The 15,099-nt window shown below is 63.8% G+C and carries 12 protein-coding genes and 1 pseudogene; 8 read left to right on the top strand and 5 right to left on the bottom strand.

The features are described 5' to 3' along the window. Positions 1-61: 61 nt before the first annotated feature. Together L6D64_RS04695 and L6D64_RS04690 are read left to right on the top strand one after the other, a co-directional pair. Positions 62-748 (top strand): hydrolase, encoded by a 687-nt coding sequence (locus tag L6D64_RS04695; RefSeq protein WP_176509015.1) that lies wholly within the window; start codon positions 62-64, stop codon positions 746-748. 74 nt (positions 749-822) lie between these two features. Beyond that, a pseudogene (locus L6D64_RS04690) lies at positions 823-1,197 on the top strand (helix-turn-helix transcriptional regulator); the annotation flags it as partial. 2 nt (positions 1,198-1,199) lie between these two features. Here the strand turns inward: L6D64_RS04690 and L6D64_RS04685 are convergent. Then, complete coding sequence (locus L6D64_RS04685) at positions 1,200-2,093, bottom strand: LysR family transcriptional regulator (protein ID WP_176509016.1); 894 nt, start codon at positions 2,091-2,093, stop codon at positions 1,200-1,202. Positions 2,094-2,203: 110 nt separating this feature from the next. Here L6D64_RS04685 and L6D64_RS04680 point away from each other — a divergent pair, with 110 nt between their 5' ends. Together L6D64_RS04680 and ppnN are read left to right on the top strand one after the other, a co-directional pair. Further along, positions 2,204-3,265 (top strand): YeiH family protein, encoded by a 1,062-nt coding sequence (locus L6D64_RS04680; protein WP_176509017.1) that lies wholly within the window; start codon positions 2,204-2,206, stop codon positions 3,263-3,265. 63 nt (positions 3,266-3,328) lie between these two features. Beyond that, on the top strand, positions 3,329-4,702 hold the full coding sequence (gene ppnN / locus L6D64_RS04675) for a nucleotide 5'-monophosphate nucleosidase PpnN (protein ID WP_176509018.1): 1,374 nt from the start codon (positions 3,329-3,331) through the stop codon (positions 4,700-4,702). Positions 4,703-4,732: 30 nt separating this feature from the next. Here ppnN and L6D64_RS04670 read toward each other — a convergent pair whose 3' ends face one another. From L6D64_RS04670 to pssA, 3 genes are all read right to left on the bottom strand, one after another. Next, complete coding sequence (locus L6D64_RS04670) at positions 4,733-5,899, bottom strand: GGDEF domain-containing protein (protein WP_176509019.1); 1,167 nt, start codon at positions 5,897-5,899, stop codon at positions 4,733-4,735. Positions 5,900-6,006: 107 nt separating this feature from the next. After that, positions 6,007-8,553 (bottom strand): bifunctional diguanylate cyclase/phosphodiesterase, encoded by a 2,547-nt coding sequence (locus L6D64_RS04665; protein ID WP_176509020.1) that lies wholly within the window; start codon positions 8,551-8,553, stop codon positions 6,007-6,009. A 79-nt stretch (positions 8,554-8,632) separates the two neighbouring features. After that, positions 8,633-9,961 carry a CDP-diacylglycerol--serine O-phosphatidyltransferase gene (gene pssA, locus L6D64_RS04660; RefSeq protein WP_225923391.1) on the bottom strand — a complete coding sequence of 443 codons (1,329 nt, stop codon included), beginning with the start codon at positions 9,959-9,961 and terminating at the stop codon, positions 8,633-8,635. Between the two features lie 179 nt (positions 9,962-10,140). Here pssA and L6D64_RS04655 point away from each other — a divergent pair, with 179 nt between their 5' ends. Continuing rightward, entirely contained in the window at positions 10,141-10,359 is a 219-nt protein-coding gene (locus L6D64_RS04655; RefSeq protein WP_176509021.1) for a DUF2970 domain-containing protein, read from the top strand. Positions 10,360-10,636: 277 nt separating this feature from the next. Here L6D64_RS04655 and L6D64_RS04650 read toward each other — a convergent pair whose 3' ends face one another. After that, positions 10,637-11,713: an ABC transporter substrate-binding protein gene (locus L6D64_RS04650; protein WP_176509022.1), complete on the bottom strand. Its 1,077-nt coding sequence runs from the start codon at positions 11,711-11,713 to the stop codon at positions 10,637-10,639. 214 nt (positions 11,714-11,927) lie between these two features. Here L6D64_RS04650 and L6D64_RS04645 point away from each other — a divergent pair, with 214 nt between their 5' ends. The 3 genes from L6D64_RS04645 (at position 11,928) to dkgB (ending at position 15,097) form a co-directional block, all read left to right on the top strand. Further along, on the top strand, positions 11,928-13,580 hold the full coding sequence (locus L6D64_RS04645; RefSeq protein WP_054885150.1) for a nitrite/sulfite reductase: 1,653 nt from the start codon (positions 11,928-11,930) through the stop codon (positions 13,578-13,580). Next, positions 13,564-14,058: a DUF934 domain-containing protein gene (locus tag L6D64_RS04640; protein WP_176509023.1), complete on the top strand. Its 495-nt coding sequence runs from the start codon at positions 13,564-13,566 to the stop codon at positions 14,056-14,058. The genes L6D64_RS04645 and L6D64_RS04640 overlap by 17 nt, the downstream gene beginning before the upstream one ends. Before the next feature lie 235 nt (positions 14,059-14,293). Next, complete coding sequence (gene dkgB / locus L6D64_RS04635) at positions 14,294-15,097, top strand: 2,5-didehydrogluconate reductase DkgB (protein WP_176509024.1); 804 nt, start codon at positions 14,294-14,296, stop codon at positions 15,095-15,097. Positions 15,098-15,099 lie beyond the last annotated feature (2 nt).

Below are 15,099 nucleotides of genomic sequence, written 5' to 3'. Positions count from 1 at the left end.
GCTGGCACTCGGCGACAACCGCTGAGCAAACCGTCACCACAAACCAGCACAGGGAATAGCAATGAGCACGCCAAACACTGAAGTCCTGACCCCGTTCAACAGCCAGCTGATCTTCATCGATCACCAACCGCAGATGGCTTTCGGCGTCCAGAGCATTGATCGACAAACGCTGAAGAACAACACCGTTGGCCTGGCCAAGGCGGCCAGGATCTTCAACGTGCCGACCCTCTTCACCACGGTCGAGACCGAGAGCTTCTCCGGGCATACCTACCCCGAGCTGCTAGCGGTATTCCCTGAGGCGCCGCTGCTGGAACGGACTTCGATGAACTCCTGGGACGATCAGAAGGTTCGTGATGCCCTGAAGAAAAACGGCCGCAACAAGATCATCGTTTCCGGCCTGTGGACCGAGGTCTGCAACACCACATTCGCGCTGTCCGCCATGCACGATGCCGGCTACGAAATCTACATGGTTGCCGATGCCTCCGGCGGCACGACCAAGGAGGCCCACGACTACGCCATGCAGCGCATGATCCAGGCAGGCGTCGTGCCGGTGACCTGGCAACAGGTGCTCCTGGAGTGGCAGCGCGACTGGAACAACCGCGCAACCTACGACGCCGTGATGGAGCTGGTCAAAGAGCACTCCGGCGCGTACGGCATGGGCGTTGACTACGCCTACACCATGGTCCACAAGGCGCCTGAGCGCGTTAAGCATGGCCCCACCTTGGCGCCGGTTGCCGCGCCTCTCTGATCCTGCATCAGCCTCCCTCAGCGGGCACAGCTGCCCGCTGAGCGTTCTTCCCTCGCGAACAGGAATGGACCTTCATGAACAGTGGCGATTGCACTGTGCTGGCGACGCTCGCCTTGAAATCGACCAGGCAGCTCAAACCTTGGCAATTGCGAACCGCCAAGCAGATGATGCTGGCGCATCTGGACGTGGGCATATCGGTGACCGAGCTCGCCGAGGCATGCGCCCTGTCGCGCAGCCACTTCAGCAGAATGTTCAAAGAAAGCACCCGGGTGCCGCCACAGCAATGGATGCGCGAGCAACGGATCAGGAAAAGCAAGCAACTGCTGCTCGACGCGACGATGCTGCTGGCAGACATTGCGCTCGACTGTGGGTTCTACGATCAAGCGCACTTTTGCCGAGCCTTCATGAGGGCTGAAGGGCTGACACCTTTGGCCTGGCAAAGGCTGGCCCATCATCGCGCGGCATCATCGAGCCGCCCCACGCACAATTCCATGAACCGCGCCGCCGCCCGCGAAGGCGTGGCAGCATGGGGCAACAGAATGGAAAAGCGCCTGACCAGAGGCGCTGGCGCAATCCGCACCTGCCGCAGTGCCCCGTCCTCATGGCGGATCGACATGGCAGAGACGAACCCAACGCCCATCCCGGCCCGCACCGCCTCCTTCACGCCCTCCACCCCGGCAATTTCCAACGCCACGCGCATCGCTACGCCATAGCGGGCAAACGCCCGCTCGACAATCTGCCTGACCCCCGAGCCGCTTTCGCGCAGTACCAGCGGGTAGGCGCCGAGTGACGCCAAGGTATGCTCCTTGGCCTGGGCAAGCGGATGATCACTCGGCACGATGGCCACGATCTCGTCCTCGCGCCACGCCGTCACCTGCGTGCCCAACGGCAGATCCTGCCCGGGCGGCCCCTCGATCAAGGCGATATCGACACTGTCCAACGCCGCGACGATCTCCGCAGTATTGCCGTGGGAGGTGCTGACCAGCACGTCGGGGTAGCGCTTGTGAAAATCGGCAATCAGGTACGGCAGCAGGTAGCTGGCCGGCGTGGTGCTGGCGCCGACGCGCAAGCTGCCGCGCTCCAGCCCGCGCATGGCCTCGCACAAGGCCTGGGCCTGGCGGAAGGTGTCACGCAGGCGCTGGGCATGGGCCAGCAGTTGCTCGCCGGCAGCGGTCAGGCGCACACCGCGGCCGGCGCGCTGGTACAGGGGTTCGCCAAAGTCTTCCTGCAGCAACTTGAGCTGACCGGACACCGCCGGTTGCGACAGATGCAAGGCCAGGGCCGCATGGCTGATGTTGCCGTGCTCGGCTACGGTAGCGAAGGTTATCAGCTGTTCTGGGGTCATCTGGTAAAAATATCAGCTAAGCGGATATTTGCCATCCTAAATTACGATTTTTTATAAGCTTATAACCAGATTAACGTAGGCCATGTCGAAACACTTTCCGGAGGACTCACATGGCCACGGCAACTTCCAACCCCGCGTTGGCGCCTACCCTCACCACCCGAGGGCGGCTCAACGGCATCCTGTTCGTCGCGCTGTTCGCGCTCGCCGTCACCCAGTTGGCAGCCCTGCCGGCCATCGCCGGCCTGGGCATCAGCCCGCTGATCGTCGGCATCGTCGCCGGCGCCCTCTATGGCAATGCCCTGCGCGATGGCGTGCCGGCCAGCTGGGCAGCCGGTATCAACTTCTCGGCCCGTGGGTTGCTGCGCATCGCCGTGGCCTTCTTCGGCCTGCGCGTGAGCCTGCAGGAGATCGCCGAAGTCGGCTGGTCCGGCTTGACGGTATCGTTGCTGGTCGTGGCCAGCACCTTGCTGATCGGCCTGTGGTGCGGCACCCGACTGTTCAAGCTGGACCGCGATACCGCCCTGCTCACCGCAGCAGGCAGTGCGATCTGTGGTGCTGCCGCCGTGCTGGCGTTCGAATCGGCGCTGCGCAGCGCCCCGCACAAGAGCGCCATGGCGGTTGGCAGCGTGGTGCTGTTCGGTACCCTGTCGATGTTCCTCTATCCACTAGCGATCAACGCCGGCTGGCTGCACCTGGACACCCTGGGCGCCGGCCTGTTCCTCGGCGGGACCATTCACGAAGTGGCGCAGGTGGTGGGCGCGGCCAGCAACATCAGCCCCGAAGCCACGCACATTGCCACCATCGTCAAGATGACCCGGGTGATGCTGCTGGTGCCGGTGCTGCTGGTGGTCGGCCTGTGGATCAGCCGTTCGCGCCAGCCCGGCCAGGCACAAGGCAACGGCCGCATCGCCATGCCCTGGTTCGCCTTCGGCTTCCTCGCCCTGGTGCTGGTGAACTCGCTGAACCTGCTGCCGGGCAGCCTCACCCAGGTGGTCAACAGCCTGGACACCTTCGCCCTGACCATGGCCATGACCGCGCTGGGCATGGAAACCCGCTGGAGCCAGATCCGCCAGGCCGGGCCCAAGGCACTGATCACCGGGGCAGTCCTCAACCTGTGGCTGGTGGCGGGCGGCCTGGCAATCACCCTCGGTGTGCAACGCCTTTTAGGTTGACGTGCCTTGATCGGTATGGTGTTGTCTTGCAAGGATGTTTTTACCTGCACAGGAACGACTTAGATGCCTCAACGCCATGTCATCAATGCATCCGTCAGCCCCAAAGGCAGCCTGGAGACGCTGTCGCAACGTGAAGTCCAGCAACTCAGTGAAGTCGGTACCGGCAGCCTCTACACTTTGTTCCGCCAGTGCGCCCTGGCCATTCTCAACACCGGCGCCCATGTCGACAACGCCAAGACCATTCTCGAGGCGTACAAGGACTTCGAAGTCCGCATCCACCAGCAAGACCGCGGCGTGCGCCTGGAGCTGCTGAACGCTCCGGCGGACGCCTTCGTCGATGGTGAAATGATCGCCAGCACCCGCGAAATGCTGTTCAGCGCCCTGCGGGACATCGTCTACACCGAAAGCGAGCTGGCCAGCCAGCGCATCGACCTGGAAAGCTCCCAGGGCATCACCGACTATGTCTTCCACCTGCTGCGCAACGCCCGCACCCTGCGCCCTGGCGTGGAGCCGAAGATGGTGGTGTGCTGGGGTGGCCACTCGATCAGCAGCGAGGAGTACCAGTACACCAAGAAGGTCGGCCACGAACTGGGCCTGCGCAAACTGGACATCTGCACCGGCTGCGGCCCGGGCGTGATGAAGGGCCCGATGAAGGGCGCGACCATTGCCCATGCCAAGCAACGCATGCACGGCAGCCGTTACCTGGGCCTGACCGAGCCGGGCATCATTGCCGCCGAGGCGCCGAACCCGATCGTCAACGAGCTGGTGATCCTGCCGGACATCGAGAAGCGCCTGGAAGCCTTCGTCCGCGTCGGCCACGGCATCATCATCTTCCCCGGCGGCGCCGGCACTGCCGAGGAGTTCCTCTACCTGCTCGGCATCCTCATGCACCCCGACAACCAGGCCCTGCCCTTCCCGGTGGTGCTCACCGGGCCGCGCAGTGCCGAACCCTTCCTGCAGCAGCTGCATGCCTTCGTCGGTGCCACCCTCGGCGAGGCCGCGCAACGCCACTACCAGATCATCATCGATGACCCGGCCGAAGTGGCCCGGCGCATGGTCGAGGGGCTCAAGGAGGTCAAGCAGTTCCGCCGCGAGCGCAATGACGCCTTCCACTTCAACTGGCTGCTGAGGATCGACGGTGGCTTCCAGCACCCGTTCGACCCGACCCACGCCAACATGGCCGAACTGGCCCTGCGCCGTGACCTGCCAGCCCACGAGCTGGCGGCCAATCTGCGCCGGGCGTTTTCCGGGATCGTCGCGGGCAACGTGAAAGACAAGGGGATCCGGCTGATCGAGGAGCACGGGCCGTATCAGATCCGCGGTGATGCGGCGGTGCTGGAACCGTTGGGGCGCCTGTTGCAGGCGTTTGTCGACCAGCACCGGATGAAGCTGCCAGGCGGCGCCGCCTATGTACCGTGCTACCAGGTAGTGACCTGAGGTCGCCGGGGGCCGCTGCGCTGTCCCCGGCTACTTGATGGAACTGACCAAGGTCCGGTCAACCAGGCGGATGCTGTCACGCCCGCCCCGCTTGGACTGGTACAACGCCACATCCCCCTGCTCGATCAACGCCGCCAGGCTGGCCGGCGGCTGGTCGAACAGGTTGGCGCCGATACTCAAGGTCACCGCCTGCGGGGTCGGCATCGCCTCCCTGGCAAACTGCTGGAACTGGTCGCGCAGCTGGCTGCCCAGTGCCACTACCTGCTCGCTGCTGGCATCATTGAGCAGGATGACGAACTCATCGCCGCCCAATCGTGCGGCCAACGAACGCTCCGGCAACACCGCACGAATCATCTCGCTCAAGGCAATCAGCAGGCGGTCACCCGCCGCATGGCCATGCAGGTCATTGACCAGCTTGAAGTTGTCGATGTCGATCAGCAGCAACGCCCCCGGCTGAGCCGGGCTGACCGCCTTGAACAGGTGCGTCGCCCGCACTTCCAGGGCCCGACGGTTGTACAACGCCGTCAGCGGATCGCGGGCAGCCAGCCGGGCGATGCGTTCTTCACGGCGATAGCGCTCGGTGCCGGTCATCGACAGCGCGATCAGCATGATCGCCATCGCCCCTTCGACCAGCGAAACCTGGATGATCAGGCCGCCAAAGGTCGCCAGGTCGATCAACGTGCCCGGTATCACCGCGACGGCCGCCTTGGCTGCGTAGAACAGGCCATGGATCAACAGCACGTAACGCAGCTGCACCGCCCCCACGCTCAGCGACTTGCCATGCGGGCGTAGCAGGTAGCTGGCCTTGAGCGTGAGCAACGCCACCAGCAGCGAATTGACCATCAGCATCAGTTTCGACCACTGCGGCCCCACGGGCAGGAGCAACAAGCCGAACCAGATCAACACGATCAGCAGCCATGCCCGCGACAGCCGGGCCTGGGTGAAACGCACCACGCCCAGCAGAAAGAACGCGTGGGCAACCACCAACAAGCCATTGGCGAACCAGATACCGATCAGCAGCAGGCCGATCCCGCGCAACAATGCCAGGGTCGAACCGACGGTGATCGTGGCGAAACCGGCGCTCCAGAACAGCAACGACGATTCGCGGACACTGCGCCACTCGATCGCCAGGTACAGCGCAGCCGCAGCGGCCAGGGCGATGGTGATCGTCAGCATCGTGGGTGGATCAAGCGCCATATACGGTTTGGCCTGTCTGGTTAATGTGGAAAAGGCCGATTGTATGCGCTTGGCATGACTTTTCAGAGGGGCGAACGGTCACGCTCCATGCAAATGAGTGTAGCCGTTCAAGGTACGACACGTCCGGTGGCGATCCCGGCCTCCATCAAACGCACCAACGCCTGGTTTTCCACCGGTTTGCTGAGCAAGAAACCCTGCACCTCGTGGCATTGGTCATCGCTGAGCAGCGCCAGTTGTTGTGGGGTCTCGACCCCCTCGGCAGTGACGGTCATGCCCATGGCATTGCCCAGGTTGATGATGGCCTGAACCACGCTGCGGTCACTGTCGCTCTTGCCCAGCGACTGCACGAAACGCTTGTCGATCTTGATGCTGTCGAACGGGTAGGTACGCAGGTAGCCGAGCGACGAATAGCCAGTGCCAAAATCGTCCATGTTCAGGCGCACGCCCAGTTCCTTGAGCGCATTCATGGTATGTAGCGCGCCCTCGACATCGTTGAGCATGACGTTCTCGGTGATTTCCAGCTCCAGGCGATGCGCCGGCAGGCCGGTGTGCCTGAGCGCCTCAGCCACGTCACGCACCACATCGCTGCGGCGAAACTGCGCTGGCGACATGTTCACCGAGACCAGCACCTCAAGCGGCCAGCTGCGCGCACGGCTGCAGGCTTCGTGCAGTACCCAGCTGCCCAGTTGCACGATCAGGTCCGACTCTTCGGCCAACGGGATGAAACGGTCCGGGTGCAGCAGCCCCAGGCGCGGGTGATGCCAGCGCACCAGCGCCTCGACGGAAGCCACCGTGTTGCCATCGACCTTGAAGCGTGGCTGATAATGCAACAGCAACTCGCCACGCGGGATGCCCGCGCGCAGCTCGCCTTCGAGCGTGCGTTTTTCCAGCAGCGCCGCGTTCATCTGCGTCGAAAAATAGCGCCAGGTGTTTTTGCCGGACTGCTTGGCGCTATAGAGGGCAACGTCGGCATAGCGGATCAGGTCGCCGGGGCCGCCAGGGTACTCGGCCGAAAGCACCACGCCCAGGCTGGCGCCGACCTGCACGGCATGGCCACCCAGCGTGATCGGCTGACGCAAGGTCTCGATCAGCCGCGCACAGAAGCGGTCCATTTCCTCTCGCTGACCAGGCCGGACCAGCACGACGATGAATTCATCCCCACCCAGGCGCGCCACCAGGTCACTGTCGCGGGTCACCTCGCCGAGGCGCCGGGCCACCTCGATCAGCACCGTATCGCCAGCCGGGTGGCCGTGGCTGTCGTTGATCGGCTTGAAATTGTCCAGGTCGAGCATCAGCACCGCCACGGGCACGGGCTGGTCCTGTTCGAGAAAACGGAACAGTTTGTTGCGATTGGGCAGGCCGGTGAGGGCATCATGCAAGGAAAGGTGCTGGATCTGGGCGTGGGCGGCCACTTCGTCGGTAATATCACTGCAGGTACCACGAAAGCCTTTGCAGATGCCCTGCTCGATGATCGCCCGCGCCGCGATGCGGCACTCGCGCTGCTGGCCCAGGCGGTCGCGGTACTGGCAGCGCAGGCTGGCGGTCGATTCGGTGGCTGCCAGGTTGTGCAGCCAGGTCTCGACAGGGCTGGTGTCGCAGGCCAGCAGTTGCGTGAGGGGGCGCTGCAGCCATTGCTCGACAGGGTGGCCGGTCAGCTCGGCGAACCGTGCGGACAGGTAGGTCAGGTGCTGCTGGGCATCGGTTTCCCAGATCCAGTCCGAGGCTGCCTCGGCGACGGCCTTGAAACGCGCCTCACTGGTTTGCAGGGCGTTCTTGGATGCCGCCAACTGGCGGTGGCTGCGGTCGATGCGGGCGCTGGCGCGGATGGCATAGCGGGTGAGCAATGCCGTCAGCAGGCCAAACACCAACAGCACCAGGCTCAAGGGGGCGACCACCGTACGCAACAAGGTGGTGCCGGGGCGCTCGATTTCCCAGGTCAGGCCCTGCCCGCTGCCTTCCAGCGGCAAGTAACCGAGGCCCGCTTGCGGGACTTCGCTCGCGGTGGTGGCAAAGCCACTCAAACCGACCGCCTTGGCCAGTTCTGCGAGCATGACCGCGTCCAGCGCACGCACGAACACCAGCACCGCGCTCGGCGCCGCCACATGGTGCGGTGTCGAGGGGGAGCGAATGACCGCAGCAGTGAACAATGCCGGTTGCCCGGCGAACATGACAAACCCGGACGCGGCCTGATCCTGCTTGGCCGCGGCACGCGCCAATTGCACGACCCGGCTGCCGCTGGCACTGAAATCGGCAAACGTGCGGGTGCTGAGTTCGCCTTTGATCACCGCATAGTGGGTACCGTCATCGTCCAGTACAAACACGCCCTCGTAGCCATTGTCGCTATAAAGGGTCTGGCCGACATTATCCTCGTCATACGCCCAGTGGCTGTCCACCGGCCCTGCCAGGTGATCGTAAGCGGCCTGCCAGAAGGCGTAGCTGAGCAGGTAGGCACGCTCGTTTTTCTGTAGCTGCTCAAGGGATGACTGCGTGTGGAAACTGCTTTGGCTACGTTCGCGCTCATCGAGCGACTGGGCGATCCGGTACAGCGAGACCATGCCCAGCACCAACGCCACCAGCAACAGCGCCGAGAAGGCCAGGACCAGCTGCCGGACCACGAGGCTGCGCGGCGAGCCATTGCCAACAAGTGCTTCCATTCGCAGAGCCTTTTACCAGGGTTCGTCAAAGTGGACCCCGACCGATTGGCAAGGATCGATCCAGCTGACGACTGGCGGCCTACAGCACCCTTTTGATCAACGGCTCCAGCCGGCTGTAGCGCAGGCGGCGCAGGAACTTGCGCACTTCCTTGGGATGCTCGGCTTTCTCGCCCAGCTCGTCCACCGTGCCGATCTGCGGCGCATGCCGGCGGATGCCTTCCAGCTCCACCGCCCGCGGCACCAGCCACTGCCCCTGCGGGTCGTCGATCAGCAGCCCGTTCTCCAGGTCCAGGTTGAACCCGCGTGGGTTGAGGTTGTTGCCAGTCAGCAGCGAATAGCGCTGGTCGACCCACACCCCCTTGGCATGGAAGGTGTGGCCCGGGTCGTTCCATATCCGTATCAGCAACTGGCCGCTGGCAATCGCGGCCTGACGGCGCCGGGCAAAGGCCCGCAGGTTGTCCTCGTACAGGTACGGCAAGGCACCACTGGCACTGAACGGCTCGCCCGGGGCAATGTAGAAGTCGTTGGCGGTGCGGTGGCCGACGATCAGCTCGATGCGCACGCCCCTGCCCAGAGCATGGTCGATCTCGCGCATCACCACCCGTGGCGGGTTGAAATACGGTGTGCTGATGATGATCTGCGCACGTGCCGCCGCCAGCAGCGCGCACAGCGTGCGGTTGAGCGGGTTGCCACGGCCCACGCCCAGCAGCGGGATGACCCGCAGCCCCTGCCCCGCCGTGGCGGGCGGTGCGTCATAGGCCATACGCCGCAGGCGCGCCCGCAGGCGCCGGATATCGCCGCGCAGGCTGCGGGTTGCAGGGGCAGCAGGCAGGTCCAGACGCGGCGTCGCGGTGTGGTGCAACAAGCGTCGAACCAAGCCGACCATGGCATCGGCCAGGGCCGGCGACTGGAACAGGTGGTAACGGTCGAGCCGGTAGCGGTCGAACCGGTGGAGATAGACGTTATTGAGGCTGGCGCCGGTGTAGATCACGCAATCGTCGATCACGCTGCCTTTCAGGTGCAGCACGCCGAACAGCTCGCGGGTCTGCACCGGCACACCATGAATCACCACATCCAGCCCACGCAACTGGCGCTGGGCCTGATACCAGGCGGCATTGCCCGGCTGGCGCCCGGCCCCCAGCAGGCCACGGCGGGCACGGAACCAGTCGACCACGATGACGATCTCCAGGCCCGGCCGCTGGGCCTTGGCCTGGTACAGGGCATCGAGCACCTCCTGGCCGGCCTCGTCCTCTTGCAAGTACAAGGCAACGATCACGATTCGCCGGCTCGCCGTGGCGATGCGTTCCAGCAGGCAGGTGCGGTAGGCTGCGGCATCCGGCAGCACCTGGATCGCTTCGGGGGCGATGGCGAAGCCTGGCAACGCCGCCAGCATGGAGTCAGGGTTCAAATGGAGTCACCTTTGGTGTGCAATCAGGTCCGTGCTGCCGGACACGTTTATTGTTCGGCGCGCCACCGCGTCAAGCCGAAAACCTTAACGTGAGGAACCGCCCGTGGCAATGCAGCCAGCCAAGCTCATGCGCATTGCCTACACTATTGCTGATTGCCGCTGATTCTTCAGGAGCCACCATGGACGATTCCAGCCAGGGCAAGCCCCCGACCTTCTGGCAGATGCTGCACAGCATTCTCGCCGCCGCCTTTGGTGTGCAAAGCGGCAAGAACCGCGCCCGCGACTTCACCCACGGCAAGGCCAGCCACTTCATCGTGCTGGGCACGCTGTTCACCCTGGTGTTCATTGCCGTGCTGATCGGCCTGGTGCAACTGGCGCTGCACCTCGCTGCCCGCTGAGCACGCTGGAAACAACGCAAACGCCTGCGGGATTCCCTCCCGCAGGCGTTATGCCTGGATCACGGTCTTGAGTTCAGGTCACTGGTGGCTGACCCAATACACGGCGGTGACCACCACCAGGACGATCAGGCAGAGGATCGCCCAGGCATCGACACTGCTGTCAGCTTTGCGGACCTTGGTAGAGTTTCCCATTGCATTGCCTCTTGTAGTGGTTATGGGAATGCACTTCACCACCAGCAGTTAAGACGAGCTATGCCCTTCACTCAAGCAAGGTCTTTCAATAGTCGACGGGTGACGTGAGAAACGGGTACTGGTAGCTGGGCGGCTGCCCTTGGGCGCTGTAATGCAGGAAATCGACACCGTAGTCGTCGCGTTCCAACAGTTTCAGCCAACGCCGTGCCTTGGCCTGGTCGATCGACTGCAGCACGGGCAGCACGTGCTCTTGCTTACCGTCGCGGTTGACCTGCAGGCCTTGGGCATCGTCGTGCAGCAATACCATGGCCCAGCCCCCCAGCGTGGTGTGCCCGCCCATCAGCACACCCAGGCGCCCATCGATACGGGCGCGCAAGGCTTGCGGCGAGCTGTTGACGGCGGCAAACACCACGTCGCGCCCAGGCTTGCGCCCGGCTTCCTCGAACGCCTGCATGGCACCGAAGGCCATCTCGTCGTTGGCTGCCCACACCAGCCGGGTCTGCGGATAGCGCTGCAATAACTGTTTGGCTTGCTCGTAGGCGCGCTCGCGGCTCCAGCCGCCATACACCACCTGGCGCAGCCGCACCTGCGGAAAGTCGGCCAACGCCTGGCGCATGCCTTCTTCGCGCAACTGCGAAGCCGGGGTGGTCTTGACCCCGGCAAAGGCCACCAGGTCGATCGGCTCATTGTCTCGGGGCACCAACGCGACCATCTCGTGCAGCATGCGAAAGCCTGCCTGCTGATCGTTGCCGGTCAAGGTGCCCAGCACTTGTCCATATCTGTCGGGCTGGGCCTGGATGCTCCGGGCCTGGCTGGCGGTGAGGCCGTTGTTGACCAGGAACAGCTTGACCCCGGTCCCACGGGACAAGCGGATGATCTCTGGCGCCAGGTACTGTTCGTTGACCAGCACCAGGTAGTCCGGCCGCTGCGGGCCATCGAGCGTCGCCCGGGCCTGGCTCATCGCCCGCGCGGCATCACGCTCGCTGTACTCGACCCGCAGGGTCATGCCCAGCTCATCGGCGGCAGCCTGCATGAAACGCGAGTAATTGACCCAGAACGTCTCGTTGGAGTGGCCAGGGTTCAGGAAGACCACCGAAGCGGCCTGAGCGCAAGCTGCCAAAGGCAGGCTCAGGCACAAGCTTTGGCAAAGCGCCTTGAGCATGCGGATACACCCTTTGAAACAAACCATTGAGTATAAACCCCTCGCCCGATGGGGTAACAAATGCCAGTCAGTCTCACTTAGTTCGTTTGGTTCTTTTCATATGCAAAAACATCACTTTAGCGCATAAACCCAACCTGCTATCGTTCCCCGGCTCCGAACCGGAGTGCGCGGCCGTGCGCGCGAATAGCTGCATGCAGCCTGAGACAGGACTTTTATGTACGTATACGACGAGTACGATCAGCGGATCATCGAGGACCGCGTCAAGCAGTTCCGTGATCAGACCCGCCGCTACCTGGCCGGTGAGCTGAGCGAAGAAGAATTCCGCCCTCTGCGCCTGCAGAACGGCCTCTACATCCAACGTTTCGCGCCGATGCTGCGCGTCGCCGTGCCGTACGGCCAGCTGAACGCCAAGCAGGTTCGCACCCTGGCCAAGATCGCCCGCGACTACGACAAGGGCTACGCCCACATTTCCACCCGCCAGAACGTGCAGTTCAACTGGCCAGCGCTGGAAGACATCCCGGATATTCTCGCCGAACTGGCCACCGTGCAGATGCACGCGATCCAGACCAGCGGCAACTGCCTGCGCAACACCACCACCGACCAGTTCGCCGGTGTGGCGGCGGATGAAATCGTCGACCCGCGCCCCTGGTGCGAAATCGTCCGCCAGTGGACCACCTTCCACCCGGAATTCGCCTACCTGCCGCGCAAGTTCAAGATTGCCATCAACGGCTCGAAAGAAGACCGTGCCGCCATCGAAGTGCACGACATCGGCCTGGAGCCGGTGCGCAACGCCGCTGGCGAGCTGGGCTTCCGCGTGCTGGTCGGTGGTGGCCTGGGCCGTACCCCGGTGGTCGGTTCGTTCATCAACGAGTTCCTGCCGTGGCAGGACCTGATCAGCTACCTCGACGCCATCCTGCGCGTGTACAACCGTTACGGTCGTCGTGACAACAAGTACAAGGCGCGGATCAAGATCCTGGTCAAGGCTCTGACCCCGGAAGTGTTCGCCGAGAAGGTCGAGGCCGAAATGGCCTACCTGCGTGGCGGCAGCACCACCCTGACCGAGGAAGAAGTCCAGCGCGTCTCGCGCCACTTCGTCGATCCGGATTACCTGGCCCTCGACAACGTCGACTACAGCGCCCAGGATGCCGAGTTCCCGGGCTTCGCCCGCTGGCGCTCGCGTAACACCCGCGCCCACAAGCGCCCTGGCTACGTGGCCGTGACCCTGTCGCTCAAGCCGACCGGCGTTGCCCCCGGCGACCTGACCGACAAGCAGCTGGACGCCGTGGCCGACCTCGCCGAGCGCTACAGCTTCGGCTTCCTGCGTACCTCCCACGAGCAGAACATCATCCTCGCCGACGTCGAGCAGCGCCAGCTGCACGCGCTGTGGATGGAACTGCGCGAAAACGGCTTCGCCACGCCGAACATCGGCCTGCTGACCGACATCATCTGCTGCCCCGGCGGGGACTACTGCTCGCTGGCCAACGCCAAGTCGATCCCGATCGCCGAATCGATCCAGCGCCGTTTCGACGACCTGGACTACCTGTTCGACATCGGCGAGATCGACCTGAACATCTCTGGCTGCATGAACGCCTGCGGCCACCACCACGTCGGCCACATCGGCATCCTCGGGGTGGACAAGAAGGGCGAGGAGTTCTACCAGGTATCGCTGGGCGGCAACGCCGCGCGCGACGCCAGCCTGGGCAAGATCCTCGGCCCGTCCTTCGCCCAGGATGACATGGCCGATGTGATCGAGAAGCTGATCGCCGTGTACGTCGAACAACGTACCGAGGAAGAGCGTTTCATCGACACCTACCAGCGTATCGGCATCGACCCCTTCAAGGAACGCGTCTATGCAGCGAATCATTAAGAACAACCAGATCGTCGACGAAACCTGGCACCTGTTGCCCAAGGACTTTTCGTTCGACGAGCTGACCAACTGCGACGACTACATCGTCCCGCTGCAGATGTGGCGCGACCATGCCCACGTGCTCAAGGCCCGCGACGGCGGCCTGGGCGTGTGGCTGGACAGCGACCAGGAAGCGGAAGAAATCGGCGAAGACGTGCAGCACTTCCAGGTCATCGCCCTGAACTTCCCGGCCTTCACCGACGGGCGCAGCTATTCCAACGCGCGCCTGCTGCGTGACCGCTACGGCTACAAGGGCGAGCTGCGCGCCATCGGTGACGTGCTGCGCGACCAGCTGTTCTTCATGGCCCGCTGCGGCTTCGACGCGTTCGCCATCCGTGCCGACAAGGACCCGGAGGACGCGCTGCAGGGCCTGAAGGACTTCTCGGTGACCTACCAGGGCGCCACCGACGAGCCGCTGCCGCTGTTCCGCCGCCGCTGATCGTCACCTGCAATGCCCTACGGCCCGCCTTTTGGCGGGCCGTTTTGTTTGGACAATTGCCCTTACCGCAATCACAAGCGCACAGCCGATTCGTGACTCCAGGTCAAATGACCTTGGCCCCGCCCCGTCTTAATCAATCCCAGGCAAACCCGCACACTGCTCCCCATTCGAGATCGACCGAACCCGAGCGACCAGTCTCAGTCCGGTCCACCTTTCACTCACCAGGAGCAGATCCATGAGCATTCCATCCTTCGGCCTCGGCACCTTCCGCCTCACCGGCCAAGCCGTCATCGATTCGGTCAAGTCGGCCCTGGAACTGGGCTACCGGGTCATCGACACTGCGCAGATCTATCAGAACGAAGCCGACGTCGGCCAGGCCATCGCCGAAAGCGGTGTGCCGCGCAGCGAGCTCTTCATCACGACCAAGATCTGGGTCGAGAACTACGCTGCCGACAAGCTGATCCCCAGCCTGCGCGACAGCCTCAAGAAACTGCGCACCGACTACGTCGACCTGCTGCTGATCCACTGGCCGGCCCCGGGCAATGGCGTCGAACTGGCCGAATACATGGAAGCCCTGGCCGAAGCCAAGCAGCTGGGCCTGACCCGCCAGATCGGCGTGTCCAACTTCAACATCGAGCTGACCCGCCAGGCCATCGCCGTGGTTGGCAAAGGCGAAATCGCCACCAACCAGATCGAGCTCAGCCCGTACCTGCAGAACAGCAAGCTGACCGCGTTCCTCAAGGAGCAAGGCATCACCGTCACCTCGTACATGACCCTGGCCTACGGCAAGGTGCTGAAAGACCCAGTGCTGGCCGAGATCGCCAACAAGCATAAAGCCACCGTCGCCCAGGTTGCCCTGGCCTGGGCCCTGCAGCTGGGTTACGCGGTGATCCCGTCTTCGACCAAGCGCGAAAACCTGGCCAGCAACCTGCTCGCCCGCGACCTGCGCCTGGACGACGAGGACATGGCGCATATCGCCACGCTCGAGCGCAATGGCCGCGAAGTCAGCCCTGAAGGCCTGGCGCCGATCTGGGACTGATG

This window comes from Pseudomonas urethralis, assembly GCF_021602465.1.
Classification (GTDB): Bacteria; Pseudomonadota; Gammaproteobacteria; order Pseudomonadales; family Pseudomonadaceae; genus Aquipseudomonas; species Aquipseudomonas vlassakiae.
Note: the sequence above shows the minus strand (reverse complement) of the source record. Positions and strands in the feature narration are given on the sequence as shown.

Coding starts and splice junctions, on each gene's coding strand:
- L6D64_RS04695 (WP_176509015.1), top strand. CDS start 62: ATGAGCACGCCAAACACTGAAGTCCTGACCCCGTTCAACAGCCAGCTG.
- L6D64_RS04685 (WP_176509016.1), bottom strand. CDS start 2,093: ATGACCCCAGAACAGCTGATAACCTTCGCTACCGTAGCCGAGCACGGC.
- L6D64_RS04680 (WP_176509017.1), top strand. CDS start 2,204: ATGGCCACGGCAACTTCCAACCCCGCGTTGGCGCCTACCCTCACCACC.
- ppnN (WP_176509018.1), top strand. CDS start 3,329: ATGCCTCAACGCCATGTCATCAATGCATCCGTCAGCCCCAAAGGCAGC.
- L6D64_RS04670 (WP_176509019.1), bottom strand. CDS start 5,899: ATGGCGCTTGATCCACCCACGATGCTGACGATCACCATCGCCCTGGCC.
- L6D64_RS04665 (WP_176509020.1), bottom strand. CDS start 8,553: ATGGAAGCACTTGTTGGCAATGGCTCGCCGCGCAGCCTCGTGGTCCGG.
- L6D64_RS04655 (WP_176509021.1), top strand. CDS start 10,141: ATGGACGATTCCAGCCAGGGCAAGCCCCCGACCTTCTGGCAGATGCTG.
- L6D64_RS04650 (WP_176509022.1), bottom strand. CDS start 11,713: ATGCTCAAGGCGCTTTGCCAAAGCTTGTGCCTGAGCCTGCCTTTGGCA.
- L6D64_RS04645 (WP_054885150.1), top strand. CDS start 11,928: ATGTACGTATACGACGAGTACGATCAGCGGATCATCGAGGACCGCGTC.
- L6D64_RS04640 (WP_176509023.1), top strand. CDS start 13,564: ATGCAGCGAATCATTAAGAACAACCAGATCGTCGACGAAACCTGGCAC.
- dkgB (WP_176509024.1), top strand. CDS start 14,294: ATGAGCATTCCATCCTTCGGCCTCGGCACCTTCCGCCTCACCGGCCAA.